The following is a 20,317-nucleotide window of genomic DNA, read 5'->3' as shown; positions in this document are numbered from 1 at the left end:
CCAGACTCCGGCCTCGTGGAACACGTGGAACTCACCGCTGCCGACCTGCTGTTGCGCCCCTGGCGGGACGAGGACGCACCGGCGGTGCGCGGCGCACTACGCGACCCGGCGATCGCCCAGTGGAACCCACAGGGTGGCGGCCCGATCGACGACGAGGTCGCGCTGCTCTGGGTTCGCCGCCGGGCAGACTGGTCCTCCGGCGGCCACGCCTCGATGGCGGTGACCTCGGCTGCCGACGGCGAACTGCTGGGCTCGGTGTCGCTACACCGCATCCACGACGGCGACGCGTCCATCGGCTACTGGACGATGCCGGCGGCGCGCGGGCGCGGGGTGGCGGTGCGCGCTGTCGTCCGGCTCACCGACTGGGCGTTCGCCGACCTCCGGCTGCACCGGGTGGAGTTGTGTCACGCGGTGGCCAACCCGGCCTCCTGCCGGGTCGCCGACCGGGCTGGCTACCCCGCCGAGGGGACGCTGCGCGAGTCGTACCGGTACGGCGACGGTCGCCGCTACGACGAGCACCTGCACGCCCGCCTGGCCACCGACCGTCAGATCACTCGTTGACCTTGCGAAGGAATGCCGCGAGGGTGGCCCTGACGCGGTCGATCCTCTGCGGGAGGGGCAGCGGCTCGGGCATGGGGGGCCCGGCCTGCTTCTTTCCCCGCAGATAAAGCGAGCAGGCCAGGTCGGAGCACATGTACGTGCCCACGGAGTCGCCCTGCCGTCCACCCGGACCGGCCTTGCGGGCGGTCATCAACGAGACGCCGTCGCCGAGGTGCGTGGTCAGGCAGAGCGAGCACATGCTGCGCCGCACGCGCCCGATCTGGTGCGTCGCGGCCCGCAGCACCAGTCCGACGAGCTTGCCGTCGGATTCGGCGAGCAGGTAGGCCCGCTGCGGTGCCGCTGGGTCCCGCCAGCCGAGGAAGTCGAGGTCGTCCCAGGGGCGCATCTCAAGATCATTCGGTACGGCCAGCCTCTTCGCCTCACCCTTGGTGCAGTTGACGAAGGACGTGCGGATGACGGATTCGGTCACGGCTAACATAGGTAGTAGCCTAGCCACGTTAGGCAAACCATTAATAAGGCTAGGTTGGGGGTGTGCGGCATGGCACGTGCGGGGGTGACCGTCGAGCGCCTGACCCTGGCCGCGGCGGAGCTGGCCGACGAGATCGGCATGGCGAACGTGACCGTCGCCGCGCTCGCCCGCCACTTCGGCGTCAAGGACGCCAGCCTGTACTTCCACATCAGGAACGGGCAGGACCTGCGGGTCCGGGTGGCGCTGCTGGCGCTCGGGGAGCTGGCCGACCGGGTCGCCGCCGCGCTCGCCGGCCGCGCCGGCAAGGACGCGCTGGTGGCCTTCGCCAACGCGTACCGCGACTACGCGAGGCGGCACCCCGGTCGGTACGCGGCGATGCAGATCGACCTCGACCCGGAGACGGCCGCCGCGAGCGCCGGCGTCCGGCACGCCGAGATGACCAGGGCCATCCTGCGCGGCTACCGGCTCTCCGAACCGGACCAGACCGACGCGGTACGGATGATGCACAGCACGTTCCACGGGTTCGTGAGCCTGGAGACGACAGGCGGTTTCCGCCATACCCCGCGTACGGCGGACGACTCCTGGTCGCGCACCCTGGACGCCCTCGACGCCGTCCTGAGCAACTGGCCGCCAGCCTGACGGCAGGACGGGCATCATCACCCGCCCTGCCACCTGTACCCGCGGCGTGTCCGTTGTGCTCAGGACGTCATGCCGTCACGTTCACCAACCAGTCGGTCCCGAACGTGTCGGTACACCTGCCGTACAGGGCGCCCCATGGCGACCGGGCGAACGGCACACTGACCGCACCGCCAGCGGAGAGCAACTCCCAGTACGCGGTGAGCTTCGCTTCGTCACCGCCGAGCGCAATCGAGGAACCGTTGGCGCCGTCGGTCCCCGGTGTTCCGGTCCGAGCCCATCAGCACGATCCCGGTCGTCCCCTTGAGTACCGCGTGCCCGACCAGCTCGTCCTGCGACTCGTCCGTCGACTGGCGGAGGTCGGCGAATGTGTTGATCTCCAGGCTCCCCCCGAACACCGACTGGTAGAACTCCATGGCCTCCCGGGCGTTGCCGGCAAAGCTGAGGTACGGGCTGACTCGAGCGCTCATCGTCCAGCCTTTCCGGAGAGTGTGCGTCGCTGGGCGGTCTGCTGCCGGAGCAGGACGAACCCGAGGCCTGCCAGGAACCAGGTGGCGAGGACGGTGAGCGGCACCAGCGTGTGGGAGCCGTTGAAGTAGCCGAAGTTGTTTACCGCGCGTACGGCTGCGCCCGGCGGAAGCTTCGCCGAGATCGCCTGCGCCCAGTCCGGTAGCAGGTCGACCCCGATCGTCGCTCCGCTCGTGGCGTTGCCGATCGTGGTGAGGGTGAGGACGGCGAGGGCGATACCGGCCGGCCCAAGCCAGGCCCCGAGAGCCTTCGTCGTGAAGGCGCTGGCGGCGGACAGGAGGATGAGCGACAGTGCGAGCAGCGGGAACGGGGCCGTCAGCGACCCGTAGATCGGGCCCGCCACGGTCGCCGCGATCACGCCGATCGCGACGGCGAATCCGCCCATCGCGTAGAGACGCAGGCGCAGGCGCACCTTCGCGGTGGCCGCGGTGAGCCCCTGCGCGAGCACGAACGACGAGAGAGTGACGCCGAAAACCACGTAGAAGGCGGACAGCCCGCGGCTGTCGTAGCTTGCCAGCGGCACGATGTCGTTCTCCTGCACGGTCGCTCCAGCCCTACCGGCAAGACCGGCGACGAGCTGACGGGCCGTGCCGCTCTCGCTGAATCCGCTGGCACCGGCGTAGTCGAGTGTCAGTGTGGTGGGGGACGTCGCGCCGAGTACGGCGACGGCATCGCCGTCTCGTACCAGGGCTGCTCCGTCGTCGACGCTCGCGACCTGCGTGACGGCGACAGCCTCACCGAAACCGGTATGAGCGGAGGTGGCGAGTTGCTCTCCGACCACCGCGATCGGCAGGTGGCTCGGCTCGGGACTGCGTTGCAGCCCGACATAGACGGCGATGAACGCCGTGCCGATGATCAACCCGGTGAGTACGAGCGAGATCCAGGCTCGGCGTTGTGTGGCGACGAGTCTTTCTCCGTCGGTGCGTGGGTCGGGTGACGACGACATGGGGGCTTCCTCGGGTAGTGTGGTTTGAATGTCCAACCAGACGAACCGTAGCACGGACGGTTTGAAAACCAAACCAGAGCGGGACACCCTCGCTGTGGCGCTCGACGCAGTCAACGACAGGTGGTCGCTGCACATCGTGCGAGCGCTCGCGTTCGGCGCCTCGCGATACACCGAGATCCTGCGAGCCGTCGGCGCACCCAGGGACGTCCTCGCCGCCCGGCTGCGGAAGCTCGCCGAATCCGGCATCCTCCAGCCTCGTTCCACCGAGAACGGCAAAGTCGCGGGGTACGAACTCACCCAGAAGGGCAAGGACCTCGGGCAGGTCATCCTCGTGCTCAAACGCTGGGGAGACACCTACAGCGACGGCGACGTGCCCAGGGTCGACTTCATCCACGACGTCTGCGGCCAGGTCTTCGTCGCCGAGGTGCGCTGCCAGGCGTGTGGCAGGCCGGTGCGGTCCGGAGAGCTGTCATTCGATCAGGCGTCCCCCGGATGCTGACCGATCTTGAGCTCGTCGACTGGCGGGAGCGGGTGGCCAGGCTGTACCTGTCCGACGTCGACCTGACCGGGTTCCGCGCTGGCCGCGACGAACTCTTCGCCACCCACCCGCAGAGCCCGATCCCCCCGGCCGAGCGCCCCGATTTCGCCGGGGTGCACTACTTCCCCGCCAACCCGGGTGCCGTGGTGGAGGCACCGCTGCGCCCGGCCAGCGGCGAGCTGCGAATCGACACCGGCGGCCCCGACGGGGTGGTCGCGTACCGGCGGGTGGCGGTGGCCGAGACCTCCTGGGGGCCGCTGACCCTGTGGTGGATCGAGGCGTACGGGGGCGGGCTGTTCGTGCCGCTGCGCGACGGCACCTGCGGGCGGGAGACGTACGGGGGAGGCCGGTACCTCACCGACACGGTGAAGGGCACCTTCGGCCGGGGCGTCGAGCTGCTGCCCGGCGACCGGGTCCGGCTGGACGGCAACTACCTCTACAACCCGAGCTGCGCGTACGACGACCGCTGGGCCTGCCCGCTCGCGCCACCGGAGAACCGGGTCGACGTCGAGATCCGCGCCGGCGAGCTGGCGTACCACGACTGAACGGCCGCCCGCCCCGAGTGCTGCCGGGACGGGCGGTCCATCGTTCGCTCAGCGGGCGTTCGTGGCCGAGCTGGGCATCTGCATCCGACCCAGCAGCTGCCGGGCCTGGTCGGCGAGCTGCGCGTCGACGGTCACCGCGTACTGGCCGGCGCGCAGTGAGCTGGCCGAGGTGAAGTCGCGCTGCCCGCCCGTCATCGCGTGGGCGACCGCGCCGAACACGGCACCCCAGATCGCACCGATGACCAGCCCGACCAGGATCACTGCCAGCCAGTTGCCGACGGTGAAGATGCCGAACAGCAGGCCGATGAAGAGCCCGAACCAGGCACCCGTGCCGGCGCCGAGCAGACCGGCTCGTCCGGTGGTCATCCGCCCGAGCACCGTTTCCACCAGGGTGAGGTTGGTGCCGACGATGGCGCTGTGCTCCACCGGAAAGCGGTTGTCGGCCAGATAGTCGACGACCCGCTGCGCGGCCGGATAGTCCGGGTACGAGCCGATCGTCACGGTGGGCGGGCCGGTCTCCGGCCCGTGGCCGTCACCCGCCGGCGTCGACAGGCGGCCGGCCGGCGCGGCTGGAAGCAGGTCGCCACCCTGTGTGCCGGACCGCCAAGCGGCGGTCGGCCCCGAAGCTGACGTCATGAGCATCCTCCCTCGTCAGCCTGCCGGGTTCCCGTCCACGCCGACCGGTAACGCCAGCCAGCACGGTGAATGCCGTTCTCTTCTGGGGAGAATGCGCGCGGGCGGCCCGGGTAGCCAGTCAGGTGGAGAGCGGACAGATCAGCGACTACGGGTTCCTCGCCGACGGCCGCAGCGCGGCGCTGGTGGACCGCTCGGGCTCGGTGAACTGGTGGTGCCCGGGCCGCTTCGATGCGCCGTCGGTGTTCGCGCGACTGCTCGGCGAGGGCGGCGGGCACTGGTCGATCCGCCCGCGGCTGACTTCACCGTCGAGCGCTGCTACCTCGACGACACCCTCGTGCTGCGGACCGTCTTCCGCACCAGCCAGGGGGAGGTGGCACTGACCGACGCGCTCGCCTTCGAGCCCGGCGCGCGTGGGCACGACATCGGGCTGCACTCGCCGCAGGTGCTGGTCCGCAGCGTGCAGGGCCTTTCCGGCGAGCGGCGGCGACCGGAACTACGACTACCGCTACGTCTGGGTGCGCGACTTCAGCCACACCCTGCGAGCGCTGTGGCGGTCGGCGTGCTTCGACGAGGTGCGGCGGCAGTTCGCCTGGTTGGGCCGGGCGATGGGCATGATCAACGACCAGCCGGTGCCCATCATGTACGGGGTGCTGGGGGAGCGGGACCTCACCGAGCACCGCCTGGAGCAGCTCGGCGGTTACCGGGACAGTCCGCCGGTGATGATCGGTAACGACGCGTGGCGGCAGCGGCAGACCGACATCTTCGGCGAGGCGTTGGATGCCGCCTGGCTGATGCGCGACAAGCTGGAGCCGTTCGACCCGGAGGTCTACCACCTGCTCCGGGTGCTCGCCGACCAGGCTGTGCAGGACTGGAAGCTACCGGACGCGGGGATGTGGGAGGAGCGTGGAATCCAACACCACCACGTGTCCTCGAAGGTGCAGTGCTGGGTCGCCCTGGACCGGGCGGTCCGCTTCGGCGACCGGCTCGGCCAGCCGCAGGACGTGGCCCGCTGGGCTGCCGCCCGCGACGAGGTGCGCGCCGCCGTACTCGAACGGGGGTGGAACGACCGGCTCGGGACGTACACCGGGAGTTTCGATTCCGACGACATGGACGCGTCCGTGCTGGTGATGCCGTTGGTGGGGTTTGTACGGGCCGACGATCCGCGGATGCGCTCGACGATGCGTGCCGTGGAGCAGACGCTCTCGCACGACGGCCTGCTGCGGCGCTGGGACGGTGACCCGGCGGGGTTCGTCATCTGCTCGTTCTGGTTGGTGGGTTGCCTGGCGCTGGTCGGTGAGCGGGACCGGGCGCACGAGTTGTTCGACGCCTTGGCTGGTCGGGTGAACGACCTGGGTCTGTTCGCCGAGCAGATCGACCCGCTGACCGGGGAGCAGTTGGGCAACTTCCCGCAGGCGTTCTCGCACATTGGCCTGATCAATGCCGCCGGTGTGCTCACCGACGTTGAGCAGGACCCGGCGCTGCGCGACTGCGGTATGCCCCCGGCGCACTTCACCCCGACGCGCCGCTGAGCCGTACTTTCGTCTAAATCTTGACAACTTTCTATCTACTGAAGCGAAGTTCTATCGCCTTCCAGTGAAAGACGTTAATGTCCGGGACACCACGGTGCTCCTCCAGTCGGCGGGAGCGGCACCGAGATCCCCCGGACAGCTGGAGGTCTCGTGTCCCGCACTCCGCGCCGACGTCTCGTCGTCGCCACCACCCTGTTCACCCTTCTCGCCACCCTCTTCCTGGCCCCGCCGGCCACCGCCGAGCGTCCGGCAACCGCGTCCCCGGCGCGGGCGGACGCGGCCCTGGCACCGCCCGCCACCGTCGGCTTCGAGAAGATCGCCCTCGACGGCGGGCTCGCCATGGGGGAACCCATCGAGCTGGCCGTCGCCCCCGACGGCAAGGTCTTCTACATCAACCGGGGCACCAGCAGCGCCGGCGGCCAGGTCCGCCTCTACAACCCGGCGACGAGTTCCACCACGGTCGCGCTGACCCTGGCGCTGGACGCCCGATTCGAGGACGGCCTGATCGGCATCACCCTGCATCCGAGCTTCGCGAGCAACCGCTGGGTCTACCTCTTCTACTCGCCCAAGGTCACCCCACTGGTCAACCGGATCAGTCGGTTCACCTTCAACCCGTCCACCCTGCTGCTCGACCCGGCCAGCGAGGACATGCTCATCGAGTGGCCCACCGAGCGGGACCTCTGCTGCCACTCGGCCGGCTCGATGAGCTGGGACGCCGCCGGCAACATGTACTTCGCCGTCGGCGACAACACCAACTCCGGCGGCGACTCCGCCGGGATGGCCCCGATCGACGAGCGGACGAACCGCAACCCGCAGTACGACGCCCAGCGCACCTCCGGCAACACCAACGACCTGCGCGGAAAGATCAACCGGATCCACCCGGAGAACGACGGCAGCTACACCGTCCCTTCCGGCAACCTCTTCGCCGCCGGCACCGCGCGAACCCGCCCGGAGATCTACGTGATGGGCGTGCGCAACCCGTACCGGATCTGGGTCGACCGCAAGGCCAACAACACGCTCTACTGGGGCGAGGTCGGCCCGGACGCCGGCGTCGACCTCGCCAACCGTGGTCCGGCGGCGTACGACGAGTTCAACCGTGCCACCGCGCCCGGCAACTACGGCTGGCCGTTCTGCGGCGGCCCGAACGTCGCCTACAACGACTGGGATTTCGCCGCTGCCGCGCCGCGCGGCTGGTTCCCGTGCGGCGGTTCGACCGGCCCGGTCAACAACTCGCCCCGCAACACCGGTCTGCAGCAGCTCCCGCCCACAAAGCCGGCGCTGGTCTGGGAGCAGCACGGTGGCAGCGAGGACTGGCCGGCCCTGGACAACCCGGGTGGGTGCGGTTCGCCCAACCACGTCGAGGTCTACCACTACGACCCGAACCTCGTCTCGGATGTGAAGTGGCCGGCCTACTACGACAACAAGTGGCTGATCTCCGAGTACTGCCGCAACTGGATCAAGGAGGTCCAGTTCGACAACGGCAACCCGTCCACCGGCACGCCGACCGTGATCGAGCCAGTGCTCTCCGGCATGAAACTCGTCCACCCGATCGACTGGCAGTTCGGCCCGGACGGCTCGCTCTACCTGCTTGAGTACGGCAGCGGCTACTTCTCCGGCGCCGTCGACGCCGGTCTCTACAAAATCAACTACGTCCAGGGTGGCCGCTCGCCGGTGGCCAAGGCCACCGTCAACAGGGACAATGGCCTGGCCCCGCTGGCCGTGACCTTCTCCAGCGCCGGCAGCACGGACCCGGACGGCGACCCGCTGACGTACGCCTGGGACTTCACCAACAACGGCAGCCCCGACTCGACCGCCGCGAACCCGTCCTTCACGTACTCCGCCAACGGCAGCTACAGCGCCCGGCTCACCGTCAGCGACGGCACCGGCCGCAGCGCGACCACACTGGTGCCGGTGGTCGTCGGCAACAACCGGCCGACGGTCACCCTGAACGGACTGCCCGCCGGCGGGCTCTTCGACTGGGGGCAGGACCTGACGGTGAGCGCCGCCGCCAGCGACCCGCAGGACGGCACGCCAGCCTGTTCCGCTGTGGTCCTCCGGGCCGCACTCGGACACCAGGAGCACGCCCACGAGGAGGGGGAAGGGACCGGCTGCGGCGCCACCTTCAACACCGGCCCGGTGCACGCCGGCCCCGACTCGGTGCTGTTCTTCGTACTCCGGGGCAGCTACGCCGATCGCGGCGCGACCGGCTCGGCCGTCCTGACCGGGGAAAAGGACATCAGCCTCTACCCGAAACAGTGGCAGGCCGAGCACTTCGTCCAGCTCAACGGGCCCAAGGTGATCGACCAGGCGGCGGCCGAGGGTGGCAAGCGACTGGGTGACATCCAGAACGGCGAGAACGTCCGGCACCACGCGGTGAGCCTCAAGGGGATCACCGGAGTCCGGGCACGCGTCTCCTCCGGCGGCCCCGGGGGCGCACTCTCCTTCCGGTACGACTCACCCACCGGCACGGAGGTCGCCCGGATCGCGGTGCCGAACACCGGCGGCTGGGACAACTACACCGAGTTCAGCGCCACGGTGACCAAGCCCGACGACGGCACCCACGACCTGTTCCTGGTCTTCACCGGCGGCAGCGGCGCGCTGCTGGACGTGGACAGCTACACCTTCACCGGGCCGGGGGTCGGCGTTGGCGGGCCGCGCACCGGGGAGGTCAAGGCCCTCGGCAAGTGCGCGGACATCGCCTCCAGCCAGACCGCCAACGGCACCCCGGTGCAGACCTGGACCTGCAACGGCACCGCCGCGCAGCGCTGGACCCTGCCCGGCGACGGCACGGTGCGCGGGCTCACCAAGTGCCTGGACGTGAAGGCGAGCGGCACCGCCGAGGGCACGCTCGTGCAGCTCTACGACTGCAACGGCAGTGGGGCCCAGCAGTGGGCCGCCCAGCCGGAAGGCAGCCTGCGCAACCCACAGTCCGGGCGCTGCCTGGACATCCCCAACTCCGACCTCACCGACGGCAGGCAACTGCGGATCTGGACCTGCAACGGCACCGGGGCGCAACGCTGGACCCTGCCGTGACCGGCCCCTGATTCGTGGGGCGGAGTCCGGCCGTCCACCCGCGTCCCCGGGTGGGCGGCCAGGGCTCGGGGGAGAATGCCGGGATGCGGCTCGTACTCACGGCGGACACCCACCTACCGAAGCGGGCCCGGGATCTGCCTGGGCCGCTCTGGACGGCCATCGAGGAGGCGGACGTGGTGGTGCACGCTGGCGACTGGGTGGACGAGGCACTGCTCGACGCGATGACCGTGCGTTCGCGCCGACTGATCGGGGTGTACGGCAACAACGACGGCCCGGCGCTGCGCGCCCGGCTGCCGGAGGTGGCTCAGGTCGAGCTCGACGGACTGCGGGTCGCGGTGGTGCACGAGACCGGGCCACGGACCGGCCGCGAGAAGCGGTGCGCGGCCCGGTTCCCCGATGTCGACGTGCTGGTCTTCGGGCACTCGCACATCCCGTGGGACACCGAAGCGCCCGGTGGGCTGCGCCTACTCAACCCCGGCTCACCCACCGACCGCCGCTCCCAACCCCACGCCACCTACCTCACCGCCGAGATCCGCGCGGGCAGCCTGGCTCAGGTGCGCCTGCACAGTCTTCCCCGCCCCTGACCCCGCGATCTTGCACTTGCTGTCGGTGTATCGCGAGGAATGTGTGTTATGTCGCGACAGAAAGTGCAAGATCGCGCAGGGGTGGGGTGGGGTTACTGGCCTCGGCCTGTTTGGGCTTGGAGTTCGTCAATCTGCTTGGACGCCTCGGCCTTGGTGAGGTCGTCCGGGAGGTCCGCGTCGGCCTCACGGGCGAGCGTGTTCAGGTAGGACTCCTGCGCCGCCGTCGGCGGCTCGTCGCCGGTGACCCACTCGTCGGGGTCCTTGATCGCGCCGCGCGGGTCGGCGTACTCGTTGCTGCGGTCCGTCATCGTCATCACCCTCTCTTCGAACAGGTGTGCCAGTACCCCGATACTCGGTGGTTCATGCCCGCCGACGGCCGCTGCCGCCCCGCCGCCGTCTGGTGGTGACCCGCTGTGGACCGGGCGCGTCGACTGCTCGATCATCTCGGCCTGCGGACGCCAAAGGCGCCGGTACCCGCGTGGAACGAAGTGGGCCAGCCTTATCGAGGTTGGCCCGCCCGTCCGATCGGGCTGTCGTTCGGGAGCTTCAGTGTGTACGGGCGCTCGGGCCACTTGCTGAGGACACCTATGCGCCGCCGGCACCCTCGGAGGGATCGACGGCGGGCTTGCGGAACGGCCCCCACGCGACGAAGCGCTCGTACAGCTCTCGCGGGGTCGGCCCGTCGTGCGGGTTCAGGTGGTACAGATCCCTGGTCGCCTCGTAGAACATGCCCGCCAGGTAGATCGAGAGGCCGGGCCTGTTGTCCTCGAACTCGGCCCTGAGTAGAAGCTTGGCCTCCGCGCAGGGCCACGGCTGGCCATCCACCCGGCAGAACCACATCGGACGCAGTGGGGTGTGGGGCTTCCGCGTGCGGTGATCGCTCGGGCGGCTGGGCTTCGGGCCGGCGAGGGGCGGTGGCGCCTGAGTGCTGAGGCTCATTGAGTCATCTCCTGCCTACGGGTCACCATCTCGGCGGCCAAGGTCCAGTTGATCTCTGTTGGGGCGTTCCACGAGGGACTGAAGGGCGGTACGAAGCCGCCGACCAGGGGCGGGTCATACCGCGTGACCCGCTGCGCCGGGGCGTCGTTGGTCCGCTTCGACTTGCGGGCGGTGCGGCAGAAGGGGCACGCGCACTTGCGGCCACCCGGGAAGCGCTTCGACCGATGCGGCCGGTGCCTCGGCTGGGCCAGATCGGCATCGTCGTCATCCACGGACGCACCCCTCCTTGCAGTTGCACGGAGTCCGGGCCGCGAACTCCAATCCCCCTCCACGACCCGGACCCCGAATCCTCGGGGCGCGGTGCCGAGGTACCAAGGGGGAAGCAACTCGGCACCGCGCACTTCACAGTCTGGTGAGGACGCCGCTACCCTCGGAAGGCGTTCTCGCTGGTCTCGGTGATGGTCTGGTGTTCACCGTCCGGATCTGGTGACGCTTGGTGATCTTGGCGAACCCCTGGAGGACCCTTGGAGCGCGAGCAGACGGCCGATATGATCCGTGCCCAGCTCCGCAGGCAGCGCACGCTGACCGGCATGAACCAGGATGAATTCGGCAAGCGCACGAACTACTCGGGCTCGACCGTGTCCGCCGTGGAGACTGGCACCCGCGCGTTGGACCTGCCATACGCCCGGCGTGCGGACGAAATCCTGGAGACCGGGGGCCTGTTCGAGTACCTGCTGAAGGAGGCGCGGCGCGACGGGCAGCCGAGCTGGTTCAAGCCCTGGCTCGATGCCGAGCGCGCCGCGAAGCAGCTCCGGTACTTCAACCCAACGCTCATCCCCGGCCTGCTCCAGACGGCGAATTACGCGCGAGCGGTCCTGCGCTTCGATGACACTCGCCCGGAGGATGAGGTCGAACAGCAGGTCGCCTCTCGGCTGGAGCGTCAAGAGGTCCTGCGACGCGAGCGACCTCCGCAGGTGATCGCGGTTATTGATGAGTCCGCACTGCGCCGGCTTGACGCGATCATGGTCGAGCAGCTTGCGCATCTGCTGAGGATGTCGGAGCTGCCTCACATCCACATCCATGTGATTCCAGCCGCCGCCGGCCTACACGTCGGGCTGTCCGGGCCACTGGCCTTGGCCATGCTTCCGGACGGCGCATGGGTCGGACACCTGGAGAACCAGCTTGCAGGCACTCCCGTGGATGTTGAGGGTGGAGTCGCTACGCTGATGGCGAGATGGGAGAGCGTGAGGGGCGTAGCCCTCCCGCACAACCTATCGGTAGCCCTCTTGAAGGAAGTAGAGAGCCAGCATGGACCTCAGTAGCGCTCAGTGGAAGAAATCAACCCGCAGCGGAACGAGCGGCGGCGACTGCGTTGAGGTGGCCGACAACCTGCCTGGAGTGATTGCCGTCCGCGACAGCAAGGACCCGTCCGGCCCGGTGCTGGCCTTCGAGCCGGCCACCTGGCAGTCGTTCGTCGGGTTCGCCAAGCAGTCCTAACAGGACAATAAGGCAGGTCTTTCAGCGTGATGCTGGGGGCCTGCTTCGTTGTTGGGCGCCTTCGCCTCGCGGGTGGCGATCGAGCCCAGCGCGTGGCCGATGGAAGGCCCAAGCCTCAGGGCCAGGCCAAGCAGCCTGGCGTGCCTGGTGTAGAGCACGTAGAGCGCTGGCGGGTCATCGGTCGGGTCGATCAATGGGCGAGGCGCTTCATGCCCACGGACGGCCACCTACGATCACCGGATGAGCGTGGACCGGTCGGGTGTGGTGGTGGTCGGGGCGGGCATCGCCGGGGTGGCCTGCGCGGTGGAGCTGACCCGGGCCGGGGTGCCAGTGCAGGTCCGGGAGCGAGGGCACGTCTGCGGTGGCCGGATGGCCAGCAAACGCTTCGAGGGCCGGCCCGCGGACATCGGTGCCGCCTACTTCACCGCCACCGACCCGGACTTCGCCGCCGTGGTCGAGCAGTGGGGGGCCGCAGGCCTGGTCCGGGAATGGACCGACACCTTCCAGGCGTACGACCGGAACGGGCACCACGACGTGCCCGGGCCGATGCGCTTCGCCGCCCCGCGTGGGCTGCGCTCGTTGGTCGAGCACCTGGCCGGCGCGGTGCCGGTGACCGTGGACCGGCTGGTGCTCAGCGTGGAGCCCGGGCCGGCCGTGGACGGCGCGCCGTGCGCGGCGGTCGCCCTGGCCATGCCGGGCCCGCAGGCCGCACTGCTGCTCGACCCGGCCCTGACCGAGGCCACCCGGGTCGTGCAGGCGCAGCGCTGGTCGCCGTCACTGGCCGCGGTGCTGCGTTTCCCGACCCGGCGCTGGCCGGACATCCGTGGTGCGTTCGTCAACGACCACCCGGTTCTCAGCCTCGTCTGCGACGACGGCGACCGGCGCGGTGACGGTGCCCCGGTGCTGGTCGCGCACACCGTGCCGGAGTTCGCCGCCGGGCACCTGGCCCAGCCCACCGGGGCCGGTCCGGCGATCCAGCAGGCCGTCCGGGATTTGCTGGGGTTGCCCGAGCAGGCCGTCCACGTGCACGTGCATCGCTGGACGTACGCGAAGCCGGCCAGCGGCGCTGGCGGCGACACCCACCACCTGGATGCCGACGGGATCGGCCTGGCCGGCGACGCGTTCGGCAAGCCCCGGGTCGAGAGCGCCTGGCGCTCGGGCCGGGACCTCGGCCGTGCCCTGGCCGCCCAACTGGCCTGAACGCGTCTGGCTCGCCGGGCGGGTGGTCGCGGGCTCAGGCGTGGCCGGCCGTGGCGACGGGCCGGGCATCAGTGTCACGTTCGCTCGGGTCGGAGGTCCGCTCGCCCTCCCGGTCCAGCAACTGCATGACCGGCGTTGCCGTGATGCCGTGCACCACCACGGACACGAGCACCACCAGCCCGACGGTCGCCCAGAGCAGTTCGGCCTGCGGGAAGTCGGCCTTCGTGGTGGCGTACGCGAGGTAGTAGAACGAGCCGACGCCGCGGATGCCGAACGACGAGATGACCCAGTGCTCGGCCGGCCTGCCCGGCGCGCCGCGCAGTGACAACCAGCCCATCAGCGGCCGAATCAGGAACACCAGCGCCAGCCCGACGGCAGCCGCCGGCCAGGTCAGCGGGACCAGCAGGCCACCCACGATCGCGCCGCCGAGCAGCAGCAACAGCACCAGGGTGAGCAGCCGTTCGACCTGCTCGGCGAAGTCGTGCAGCACCGAGTGGAACTCGTGGGTCCGCTCGGCGGCCCGGATCGCCCGGGCGGCCACGAACACCGCCAGGAAGCCGTACCCGCCGATCACCTCCACCAGCCCGTACGCCAGGAACGTCGCGGCCAGCGCCAGGAAGCCCTCGGCGTGCCGGGCCAGCCGCAGCTTGCTGGGCGCGCGGAAGAACAGCTTGCCGAGCAGCCAGCCGATGAGCAGGCCGCCCCCAACCCCGGCGCTCACCTTCCAGAGCACGTCCACGGCGAACCACTCGGCCAACCAGTCGCGCGGGGCGAGGCTGGTCGAGGCGATGGCGATGGCGGCGTAGACGAACGGGAACGCCAGCCCGTCGTTCAGGCCAGCCTCGGAGGTCAACGCGAAGCGGACCTCGTCCTCGGAGTCCTCCACGTCCGTCGGCTCGCCGACCTGCACGTCGGCGGCGAGCACCGGGTCGGTCGGGGCCAGCGCGGCGCCCAACAGCAGTGCGGCGGCCGGCACCAGCCCCGCCCACCACCAGCCGAGCAGTGCCACCGCCGCGATGCACAGGGGCATCGCGATGGCCAGCAGCCGCCAGGTGGACGACCACCGCCTCCAACTCAACGGCCGGTCTATCTTGAGCCCGGCGCCCATCAGCGCGACGATGACCCCGATCTCGGTGAGGTGCGTGGCCAGCTCCGGGTGGGCCAGCGGGTCGGGTGTGGGCAGTCCGACGGGCAGCAGGAACACCAGCATGCCGAGGGCGAGGAAGGCGATCGGCATGGACAGCGGACGCTGCTCCAGCACCCGCGGCAGGATGCCCGCGAGCAGAGCGCCCAGGCCCACCAGCGCGAACGCCACATCTACCGGCTCCACGGCACCATCCTTCCGCGCACCCGCGCGGCGCGGGCAGGCGGAGACAGACCTTGCCCCACAGGGCCTCCGGCTATGCGCGCACGAGCCGGTGAACCGGAGTGAGCCTCAGCGCGGTCGGGCGAGCGGCGAGTCCGCCAGTTCGGCCAACAGCGCGCCCGGGTCGTCGTACACCGCCACCGCGCCAGCGCCGGCCAACTCGCCGCGGCTGGTGCCGCCGCACGTCAGCCCCACACACGGGATGTTCAACCTGCCGGCCGCGACGACGTCCCACACCGAGTCGCCGACGAAGACCACCCGCTCGGCGGCCAACCCGGACTGCTCCAGCGCCGCCACCACGATGTCCGGGGCCGGCTTGCTCTGCTGGGCGTCCGCCGAGGAGGTGACAGTCTCGATCACGTCGTCGGCGGCCAGCGCCCGTCGCAACGCGCCGACCTCAGGTTCCGAGGCGGAGGTGGCGAGCACCACCCGCAGCCCTCGCTCCGCGCAGGCGCGCAGCAGGTCCGCAGCCCGGGGAAGCGGCGTGAGCCGCTCCCAGTACTCGGCGTACAGGGTGTCGTGCGCGTCGCGCAGCTTCGTGTCGGCGTCGCGGTCCCGCTCAGGGCCGAGCAGGTGGTCGAGCAGCTTGTCCGATCCCATCCCGATCGAGCGGTGCACCATCGCCATCGGCACCGGCTGATCGGTCTGGCGTAACGCCTCCCACCAACTGACGGTGTGCAGGTAGGTGGTGTCGACCAGGGTCCCGTCGACGTCGAAGAGGACCCCGGCGAGCCGGTCGGTACGCATGGCGTCCTCCTACCCGTTCGGGTGGTCTCAGGGGCGCTCGGCCGGCGGGGTGAGGATCTCGAACCAGACCGTGGAGCCGCGGACCGACGGGTCGGTGCCCCAGGCGTCACTGAGCTCCTCGATCAGGCCGAGACCGCGCCCGCGACTGCTCAACGTGTCGGTGCGGGTCCGGGTCACGGTCCCCCGGGTGCCGGAGTCGGCGACCGAGACCAGCAGCCGCTCGGGACTGAGGTCGATCTCCACCCGGGCGGCGGTGCCGGCGTGCAGCAACGCGTTGGTGGTCAGCTCGCTGGTGCACAGCACGGCCGCCCCGATCACCGACTCGGGCACCTGCCACTCGGTGAGCTGGCCGGTCATCCAGTGTCGGACCCGGCTGGGCGCGGTCGGCTCCGCGGGCACCTCCATGCTCGCCGAGCGGCTCGGCTTGAGCGCGTGCTCGACCGCCAGCACGGCCACGTCGTCCTCGGTGCCGCCCGGTACCGCTGCGGTGGCCACCGCGCAGAGCGCGCGGGGGTCGCCACTGGCGGCCTTGCCGACGGCGTCGCCGAGGGTGGCCAGCCCGGCACTGAGGCTGTGTCGGCGACGCTCCACCACCCCGTCGCTGAACAGCAGCAGGGTGTCACCGGGGCGGAACGCGACAGTGGTGGTGCCCGGCCGGCCGCCCAGACCCAGCGGAGGGCCGGCCGGCACGTCGACGTACTCGGCGTGGGAGCGGCCGTCCGGGTCGCTACGGCGGATCAGTGGCGCGGGATGACCGGCGCTGGCCAGGGTCAGCTCCCGTCGCTCCGCGTCGATCACCCCGAACGCCACGGTGACGAAGAGCTCGTGGGTGCCGGCCTCCGCGCCCAGGCTGGTCACCAGCCGGTCCAGCCCGGCCAGCACCGCGTCGGGCGCCGGGTCGGTCAGGGCCAGCGCGCGCAGCGCGGCGCGGACCTGCCCCATCCGCGCGGCGGCCTGCACGTCGTGCCCGGCGACGTCGCCCAACACCACGCCGAGCCCGCCGTTGGGCAGCAGGAAAGCGTCGTAGAAGTCGCCTCCGGCGGCGTTGCCGTCCACCCCGGGGTCGTAGCGGGCCGCGATCCGCAACCGGGGCAGGTCCGGCAGGTGCTCCGGCAACATGCTGCGTTGCAACAGTTGGGCGGTGCCGTGCTGGGTCTCGAACCGGCGGGCCCGCTCCGCGGCCTGGCCGATCAGCTCGGCCGAGGCGGCCAGGAGCGCCCGCTCGGCGGGCGACCAGGCATGCGGCACCTGGTAGCCGACCGCCAGCCCGCCGCGGACCACCGACGTGCCCAGGGGCAGGGCCGCCATCGAGCGGATCTTCTGGTCGTGGCGGTCCACCGCGGTCTCGCGCAGCGGTTGCCCGTCGTTGGTGAACGACGGGGCGCCGGAGCGTGCCACCTGCACCACCGGAGCCGACCAGTCCGCCGGCGCGCGCCGCCAGAGCGGGGGAAGCCGCTCGTCGGCCTCGTCCAGCAACTCGCCACGGACCCGGCGCACCATGCGCCAACCGCCGCCGCCCTCGTCGACCCCGAACGAGGCCTGGTCGGGGTCGAACGTGGTGATCGCGTACCGTAGCGCCACCCGGGCCACGTCATCGAGGGTGAGCGTGCCGGCGAGGGCCGCGGCCACCTCGCTGAGGCTCTGCAACTGCTCGGTGACATGGGTGGTCTCGGCCGCGACCGTCAACACGCCGACGATCTGCCCGGCGCTGTCGCGCACCGGCGAGTAGCCCCGGGTGAAGACCGCCTGCTCCACCGGCGCGGAGTGCCCACGGACCATCGGGATGGTGGATTCCTTCTCCAGGAACGGCACGCCCTGCCGGTAGGTGCGCTCGATCACCGCACCGAGACCGGGCAGCGCCCAGATGTCGTCGAACACCTCGGCGGCCGGGCGGCCGAGGGCGCTCGGGTGCTCGGTGCCCAGCAACTCGGCGTAACCGGCGTTGTAGAGCAGGACGAGGTCGTCGCCGTACGCCAGGGCCATCGGCATCGGCGAGGCGAGGATGAGCTCGACCACGGCCCGGATCGCCACGTCCCAGCCCTCGGGTGGGCCCAGCGGGGTGCCGGCCCAGTCGTGGGCGAGCACGGCAGCGGGCGCGCCGGGCCCGGTGGATGCGCCTGGGCCCGGAGTTGCTGGCGTGGGGACTCGCCCGACCGTTCCTGGCATGTTCGCAGCCTAGTCGGCCGACCGGAAAAGGCATCCGATCATGGCGGCGGGCCGTCGCCGCCCTCGCCGCCGGTGGCCGTTCGGGCAGTTCAAGGCCCTTGTCCGGCGGCTTGTCGCAAAAAATGCGGCGTGCTGCGCGGACTGCCACTCCGGTTGCCGGGTATGCGCCCGGCGCAGTCCATGCGACAGGAGGGACATCATGCTGAAAACCCTCGCGGTCCGGCAGGCCGATATCGGTGATGCCATCGCCGACACCTGGAGGTCGGTGCTGCTCTTCATCCCGAAGGCAGTGGCCTTCATCGTGATCCTCGTGGTCGGCTGGCTTATCGCCAGAGCGGTCCTCAAGATCGTGGACACGGTGCTGGAACGGGTGCGCTTCGACGAGGCCGTCGAACGCGGAGGCATCAAACGGGCACTGGAGAGAACGAAGTACGACGCCAGCGACATCCTGGCCAGACTGGCGTACTACGCAGTCCTGCTGTTCACCCTGCAGTTCGCCTTCGGCGTCTGGGGGCCCAACGCGATCAGTGACCTGATCAGGGGTGTGGTGGCGTGGCTGCCACGGGCGTTCGTCGCGATCATCGTGGTGGTGGTGGCGGCCGCGATCGCCAACGCCGTCCGGGATCTGGTCACCGGGGCGCTGGGAGGGCTCTCGTACGGCAAGGTTCTGGCCGACCTGACGGCGATCTTCATCATCGCGCTCGGCGTGATCGCCGCGCTGAACCAGGTGGGTATCGCCACCACGGTGACCACCCCGGTGCTGATCGCGGTGCTCGCCACGGTGGCCGGCATCCTGATCATCGGTGTCGGTGGTGGTCTCGTGAAACCGATGCAGAACCGCTGGGACGGCTGGCTGGACCGGGCGGCCAAGGAGGCCCGGGCGGTGCAGCAGCAGCGTCAGGCCACGGCGGCCGGGCGTAGCGACGTGGAGCGCCAGATGGCCGACCGTGGGGGCGACCGCACCCAGGCCATGCCCCAGGTGGACGAGGCCCAGCAATACCGCTCGTAGCGGCGGGAACGGCACGGCCGGTGGGAGGGTGTTCCGCGTGCGACGCGGAATGCCCTCCCCGCCCGCGTCAGGCCCGGTCGAGCGAGCGGGCCAACGCGCAGACCGCGAGCAGCCGGGTGAGCAGCCACTCCGGGTGGCTCCAGTCCACCGGCCCGCTCGGCGGCGCCCAACCGTGCTCCAGGGCGGCCACGCGGACCCCCTCGGCGTAGCCGGCGAGCGTCGCTGCGGTCAGCGGTCGGCGGTCACCGTCGAGGCTGTCGCGTACGGCGGCCGCGTGCTGGTCGACGAGGGCCAGCAGCCCTGGTCGCGCGGCGGCGGCGGCGAGCCCGACGGTGCCGACGGAGACGGTGAGGGCGGCCAGGGTGGACCGCGCCGAGTCGACGGCGGTACGGGAGGCGACCCGGTTGAACGGCACACGCATGGTGACCGAGGCTAACCGACCGGTCACCGCGCCGACCTCGGCCGCTTGGCGGATGTCGGCTGTGCCACTGGGCGACCGGGGCTGACCGCGGGGGTTGATCCGGCACAGACGGGGCAGCAGGAGAACCACCCGCACACAGTGGCACACGGCACGGAGGCACGGATGGGACAGCAGACGGACGGACCGGACGAGCAGCACCGGCGGCCGGCCGAGGTGAGCGACGCGACGATCGCCGCGCTCGGCAAGCTCAGCGAGGCGCTGGAGTGCGTGGAGCGGGCCCGGGGGCATCTGTATTCGCTGCACCAGCTGATCGGGCATGCCGACCTCATGCTCGACGACGCGGTGGAGCGGTTCCGCGCCGCCGGGCATCCGCGGCTGGCCGACCGGATCGACACGGAGTTGCTGGGCCGCAACGTCATCGCCGGCCGGTGGACGTTCCAGATCGTCGAGGATTTCGACGACGGCTACCACGCGCTGTTCCGGGAGTTGGACCAGCAGGCCCGCGACGAGTTGGTGGGCGGGCGACGCCACCTCTACGAGGCGGAGATGAAGGAACGCCGCCGCAGCCGGGGCCGGCCGGGGCACGAGGCCCGACCGGGCAGCGAAGGTTAGTCGCCGGTCGCGCCGGCCGGGCGCCGCCGTGCCGCGTCGTCGGCGATGATCACCGTGGCCACCATCAGTGCGACGCACAGGCTGAACAGCCACGACTCGTCGGCGACGAGCCAGGCGGACACGGGTGCCTGCAGCGCGGCGAGCAGGAAGCCGAGCCAGGCGAGCCGACGCTGACGCGATGAGAGGATTCCGGAGCCTTGATGCATTCCGAAATTCTTACGCGAACCAGCCGGCTTGCCGTCCTCCGATCGGCCGATTCTGGATGAGCTGTCCATTTTCTCGACCATCCGGGCACGACTTCTTGCCGCCGCGAACGATCGGGTGCCTCCGGCACTAGGGTGTCGCTGCGGCAGGA

The 20,317-nt window shown here is 70.7% G+C and carries 23 protein-coding genes and 1 pseudogene; 12 read left to right on the top strand and 12 right to left on the bottom strand.

Translation table 11 applies throughout. The features are described from left to right. Positions 1 to 15: 15 nt before the first annotated feature. Positions 16 to 561 carry a GNAT family N-acetyltransferase gene (locus ABZS37_RS06170; protein ID WP_355166042.1) on the top strand — a complete coding sequence of 182 codons (546 nt, stop codon included), beginning with the start codon at positions 16 to 18 and terminating at the stop codon, positions 559 to 561. On the opposite strand, the gene ABZS37_RS06165 is transcribed toward ABZS37_RS06170, so the two are convergent. Then, positions 551 to 1,039 carry an FBP domain-containing protein gene (locus ABZS37_RS06165; RefSeq protein WP_355166040.1) on the bottom strand — a complete coding sequence of 163 codons (489 nt, stop codon included), beginning with the start codon at positions 1,037 to 1,039 and terminating at the stop codon, positions 551 to 553. The genes ABZS37_RS06170 and ABZS37_RS06165 overlap by 11 nt on opposite strands. A 60-nt stretch (positions 1,040 to 1,099) precedes the next feature. Between ABZS37_RS06165 and ABZS37_RS06160 the strand changes: the two genes are divergently transcribed. Continuing rightward, positions 1,100 to 1,669 carry a WHG domain-containing protein gene (locus ABZS37_RS06160; RefSeq protein WP_355166038.1) on the top strand — a complete coding sequence of 190 codons (570 nt, stop codon included), beginning with the start codon at positions 1,100 to 1,102 and terminating at the stop codon, positions 1,667 to 1,669. Positions 1,670 to 1,881: 212 nt separating this feature from the next. Here ABZS37_RS06160 and ABZS37_RS06155 read toward each other — a convergent pair whose 3' ends face one another. Further along, positions 1,882 to 2,136 (bottom strand): hypothetical protein, encoded by a 255-nt coding sequence (locus ABZS37_RS06155; protein WP_355166036.1) that lies wholly within the window; start codon positions 2,134 to 2,136, stop codon positions 1,882 to 1,884. Next, positions 2,133 to 3,140: a hypothetical protein gene (locus ABZS37_RS06150; protein WP_355166034.1), complete on the bottom strand. Its 1,008-nt coding sequence runs from the start codon at positions 3,138 to 3,140 to the stop codon at positions 2,133 to 2,135. The genes ABZS37_RS06155 and ABZS37_RS06150 overlap by 4 nt, the downstream gene beginning before the upstream one ends. 61 nt (positions 3,141 to 3,201) lie before the next feature. Here ABZS37_RS06150 and ABZS37_RS06145 point away from each other — a divergent pair, with 61 nt between their 5' ends. Together ABZS37_RS06145 and ABZS37_RS06140 are read left to right on the top strand one after the other, a co-directional pair. Then, entirely contained in the window at positions 3,202 to 3,639 is a 438-nt protein-coding gene (locus tag ABZS37_RS06145) for a helix-turn-helix domain-containing protein (RefSeq protein WP_355166032.1), read from the top strand. Next, on the top strand, positions 3,636 to 4,223 hold the full coding sequence (locus ABZS37_RS06140; RefSeq protein WP_355166510.1) for a DUF1684 domain-containing protein: 588 nt from the start codon (positions 3,636 to 3,638) through the stop codon (positions 4,221 to 4,223). Before ABZS37_RS06145 ends, ABZS37_RS06140 begins: the two co-directional genes overlap by 4 nt. A 48-nt stretch (positions 4,224 to 4,271) precedes the next feature. On the opposite strand, the gene ABZS37_RS06135 is transcribed toward ABZS37_RS06140, so the two are convergent. Further along, positions 4,272 to 4,859, bottom strand: a complete 588-nt coding sequence (locus ABZS37_RS06135) for a general stress protein (RefSeq protein ID WP_355166030.1) — start codon at positions 4,857 to 4,859, stop codon at positions 4,272 to 4,274. Positions 4,860 to 4,981: 122 nt separating this feature from the next. Between ABZS37_RS06135 and ABZS37_RS06130 the strand changes: the two are divergent. The 3 genes and pseudogenes from ABZS37_RS06130 (at position 4,982) to ABZS37_RS06120 (ending at position 10,005) form a co-directional block, all read left to right on the top strand. Beyond that, a pseudogene (locus ABZS37_RS06130) lies at positions 4,982 to 6,388 on the top strand (glycoside hydrolase family 15 protein). Positions 6,389 to 6,538: 150 nt separating this feature from the next. Further along, positions 6,539 to 9,421: a ricin-type beta-trefoil lectin domain protein gene (locus tag ABZS37_RS06125; RefSeq protein ID WP_355166028.1), complete on the top strand. Its 2,883-nt coding sequence runs from the start codon at positions 6,539 to 6,541 to the stop codon at positions 9,419 to 9,421. An 83-nt stretch (positions 9,422 to 9,504) separates the two neighbouring features. Then, positions 9,505 to 10,005, top strand: coding sequence for a metallophosphoesterase (locus tag ABZS37_RS06120; RefSeq protein WP_355166026.1), 501 nt, complete (start codon positions 9,505 to 9,507; stop codon positions 10,003 to 10,005). 92 nt (positions 10,006 to 10,097) lie between these two features. On the opposite strand, the gene ABZS37_RS06115 is transcribed toward ABZS37_RS06120, so the two are convergent. The 3 genes from ABZS37_RS06115 to ABZS37_RS06105 form a co-directional block, all read right to left on the bottom strand. Continuing rightward, a complete protein-coding gene (locus ABZS37_RS06115; RefSeq protein WP_355166508.1) occupies positions 10,098 to 10,313 on the bottom strand; it encodes a DUF3072 domain-containing protein in 216 nt (71 codons plus the stop codon). Between the two features lie 277 nt (positions 10,314 to 10,590). Further along, positions 10,591 to 10,944, bottom strand: coding sequence for a hypothetical protein (locus tag ABZS37_RS06110; RefSeq protein ID WP_355166024.1), 354 nt, complete (start codon positions 10,942 to 10,944; stop codon positions 10,591 to 10,593). After that, positions 10,941 to 11,216 (bottom strand): hypothetical protein, encoded by a 276-nt coding sequence (locus ABZS37_RS06105; protein ID WP_355166022.1) that lies wholly within the window; start codon positions 11,214 to 11,216, stop codon positions 10,941 to 10,943. The genes ABZS37_RS06110 and ABZS37_RS06105 overlap by 4 nt, the downstream gene beginning before the upstream one ends. 252 nt (positions 11,217 to 11,468) lie before the next feature. On the opposite strand from ABZS37_RS06105, the gene ABZS37_RS06100 reads away from it, so the two are divergent. The 3 genes from ABZS37_RS06100 (at position 11,469) to ABZS37_RS06090 (ending at position 13,641) form a co-directional block, all read left to right on the top strand. After that, positions 11,469 to 12,266, top strand: coding sequence for a helix-turn-helix transcriptional regulator (locus ABZS37_RS06100; RefSeq protein WP_355166020.1), 798 nt, complete (start codon positions 11,469 to 11,471; stop codon positions 12,264 to 12,266). Beyond that, entirely contained in the window at positions 12,253 to 12,441 is a 189-nt protein-coding gene (locus ABZS37_RS06095) for a DUF397 domain-containing protein (RefSeq protein WP_355166018.1), read from the top strand. The genes ABZS37_RS06100 and ABZS37_RS06095 overlap by 14 nt, the downstream gene beginning before the upstream one ends. A 240-nt stretch (positions 12,442 to 12,681) precedes the next feature. Beyond that, a complete protein-coding gene (locus tag ABZS37_RS06090) occupies positions 12,682 to 13,641 on the top strand; it encodes an FAD-dependent oxidoreductase (protein WP_355166016.1) in 960 nt (319 codons plus the stop codon). A 34-nt stretch (positions 13,642 to 13,675) separates the two neighbouring features. On the opposite strand, the gene ABZS37_RS06085 is transcribed toward ABZS37_RS06090, so the two are convergent. The 3 genes from ABZS37_RS06085 to ABZS37_RS06075 form a co-directional block, all read right to left on the bottom strand. Beyond that, complete coding sequence (locus ABZS37_RS06085; protein ID WP_355166014.1) at positions 13,676 to 14,971, bottom strand: cation:proton antiporter; 1,296 nt, start codon at positions 14,969 to 14,971, stop codon at positions 13,676 to 13,678. Between the two features lie 105 nt (positions 14,972 to 15,076). Next, positions 15,077 to 15,754 (bottom strand): HAD family hydrolase, encoded by a 678-nt coding sequence (locus ABZS37_RS06080; protein ID WP_355166012.1) that lies wholly within the window; start codon positions 15,752 to 15,754, stop codon positions 15,077 to 15,079. Between the two features lie 27 nt (positions 15,755 to 15,781). Further along, positions 15,782 to 17,920: a SpoIIE family protein phosphatase gene (locus ABZS37_RS06075; RefSeq protein WP_355166010.1), complete on the bottom strand. Its 2,139-nt coding sequence runs from the start codon at positions 17,918 to 17,920 to the stop codon at positions 15,782 to 15,784. A gap of 199 nt (positions 17,921 to 18,119) precedes the next feature. Here ABZS37_RS06075 and ABZS37_RS06070 point away from each other — a divergent pair, with 199 nt between their 5' ends. Further along, positions 18,120 to 18,929 (top strand): hypothetical protein, encoded by an 810-nt coding sequence (locus ABZS37_RS06070; RefSeq protein ID WP_355166008.1) that lies wholly within the window; start codon positions 18,120 to 18,122, stop codon positions 18,927 to 18,929. Positions 18,930 to 18,996: 67 nt separating this feature from the next. Here ABZS37_RS06070 and ABZS37_RS06065 read toward each other — a convergent pair whose 3' ends face one another. Beyond that, complete coding sequence (locus tag ABZS37_RS06065) at positions 18,997 to 19,350, bottom strand: DUF6401 family natural product biosynthesis protein (protein ID WP_355166006.1); 354 nt, start codon at positions 19,348 to 19,350, stop codon at positions 18,997 to 18,999. A 162-nt stretch (positions 19,351 to 19,512) separates the two neighbouring features. On the opposite strand from ABZS37_RS06065, the gene ABZS37_RS06060 reads away from it, so the two are divergent. Next, the gene (locus ABZS37_RS06060) at positions 19,513 to 19,962 is read left to right on the top strand and encodes a hypothetical protein (RefSeq protein ID WP_355166004.1); all 450 of its coding nucleotides are present in this window, start codon (positions 19,513 to 19,515) and stop codon (positions 19,960 to 19,962) included. On the opposite strand, the gene ABZS37_RS06055 is transcribed toward ABZS37_RS06060, so the two are convergent. Next, the gene (locus tag ABZS37_RS06055) at positions 19,959 to 20,249 is read right to left on the bottom strand and encodes a hypothetical protein (protein ID WP_355166002.1); all 291 of its coding nucleotides are present in this window, start codon (positions 20,247 to 20,249) and stop codon (positions 19,959 to 19,961) included. The genes ABZS37_RS06060 and ABZS37_RS06055 overlap by 4 nt on opposite strands. Between the last annotated feature and the right edge of the window lie 68 nt (positions 20,250 to 20,317).

The sequence above is a fragment of the Micromonospora sp. NPDC005413 genome, assembly GCF_040606435.1.
GTDB lineage: Bacteria > Actinomycetota > Actinomycetes > Mycobacteriales > Micromonosporaceae > Micromonospora.
This window is presented reverse-complemented; position numbering and strand designations above follow the sequence as displayed.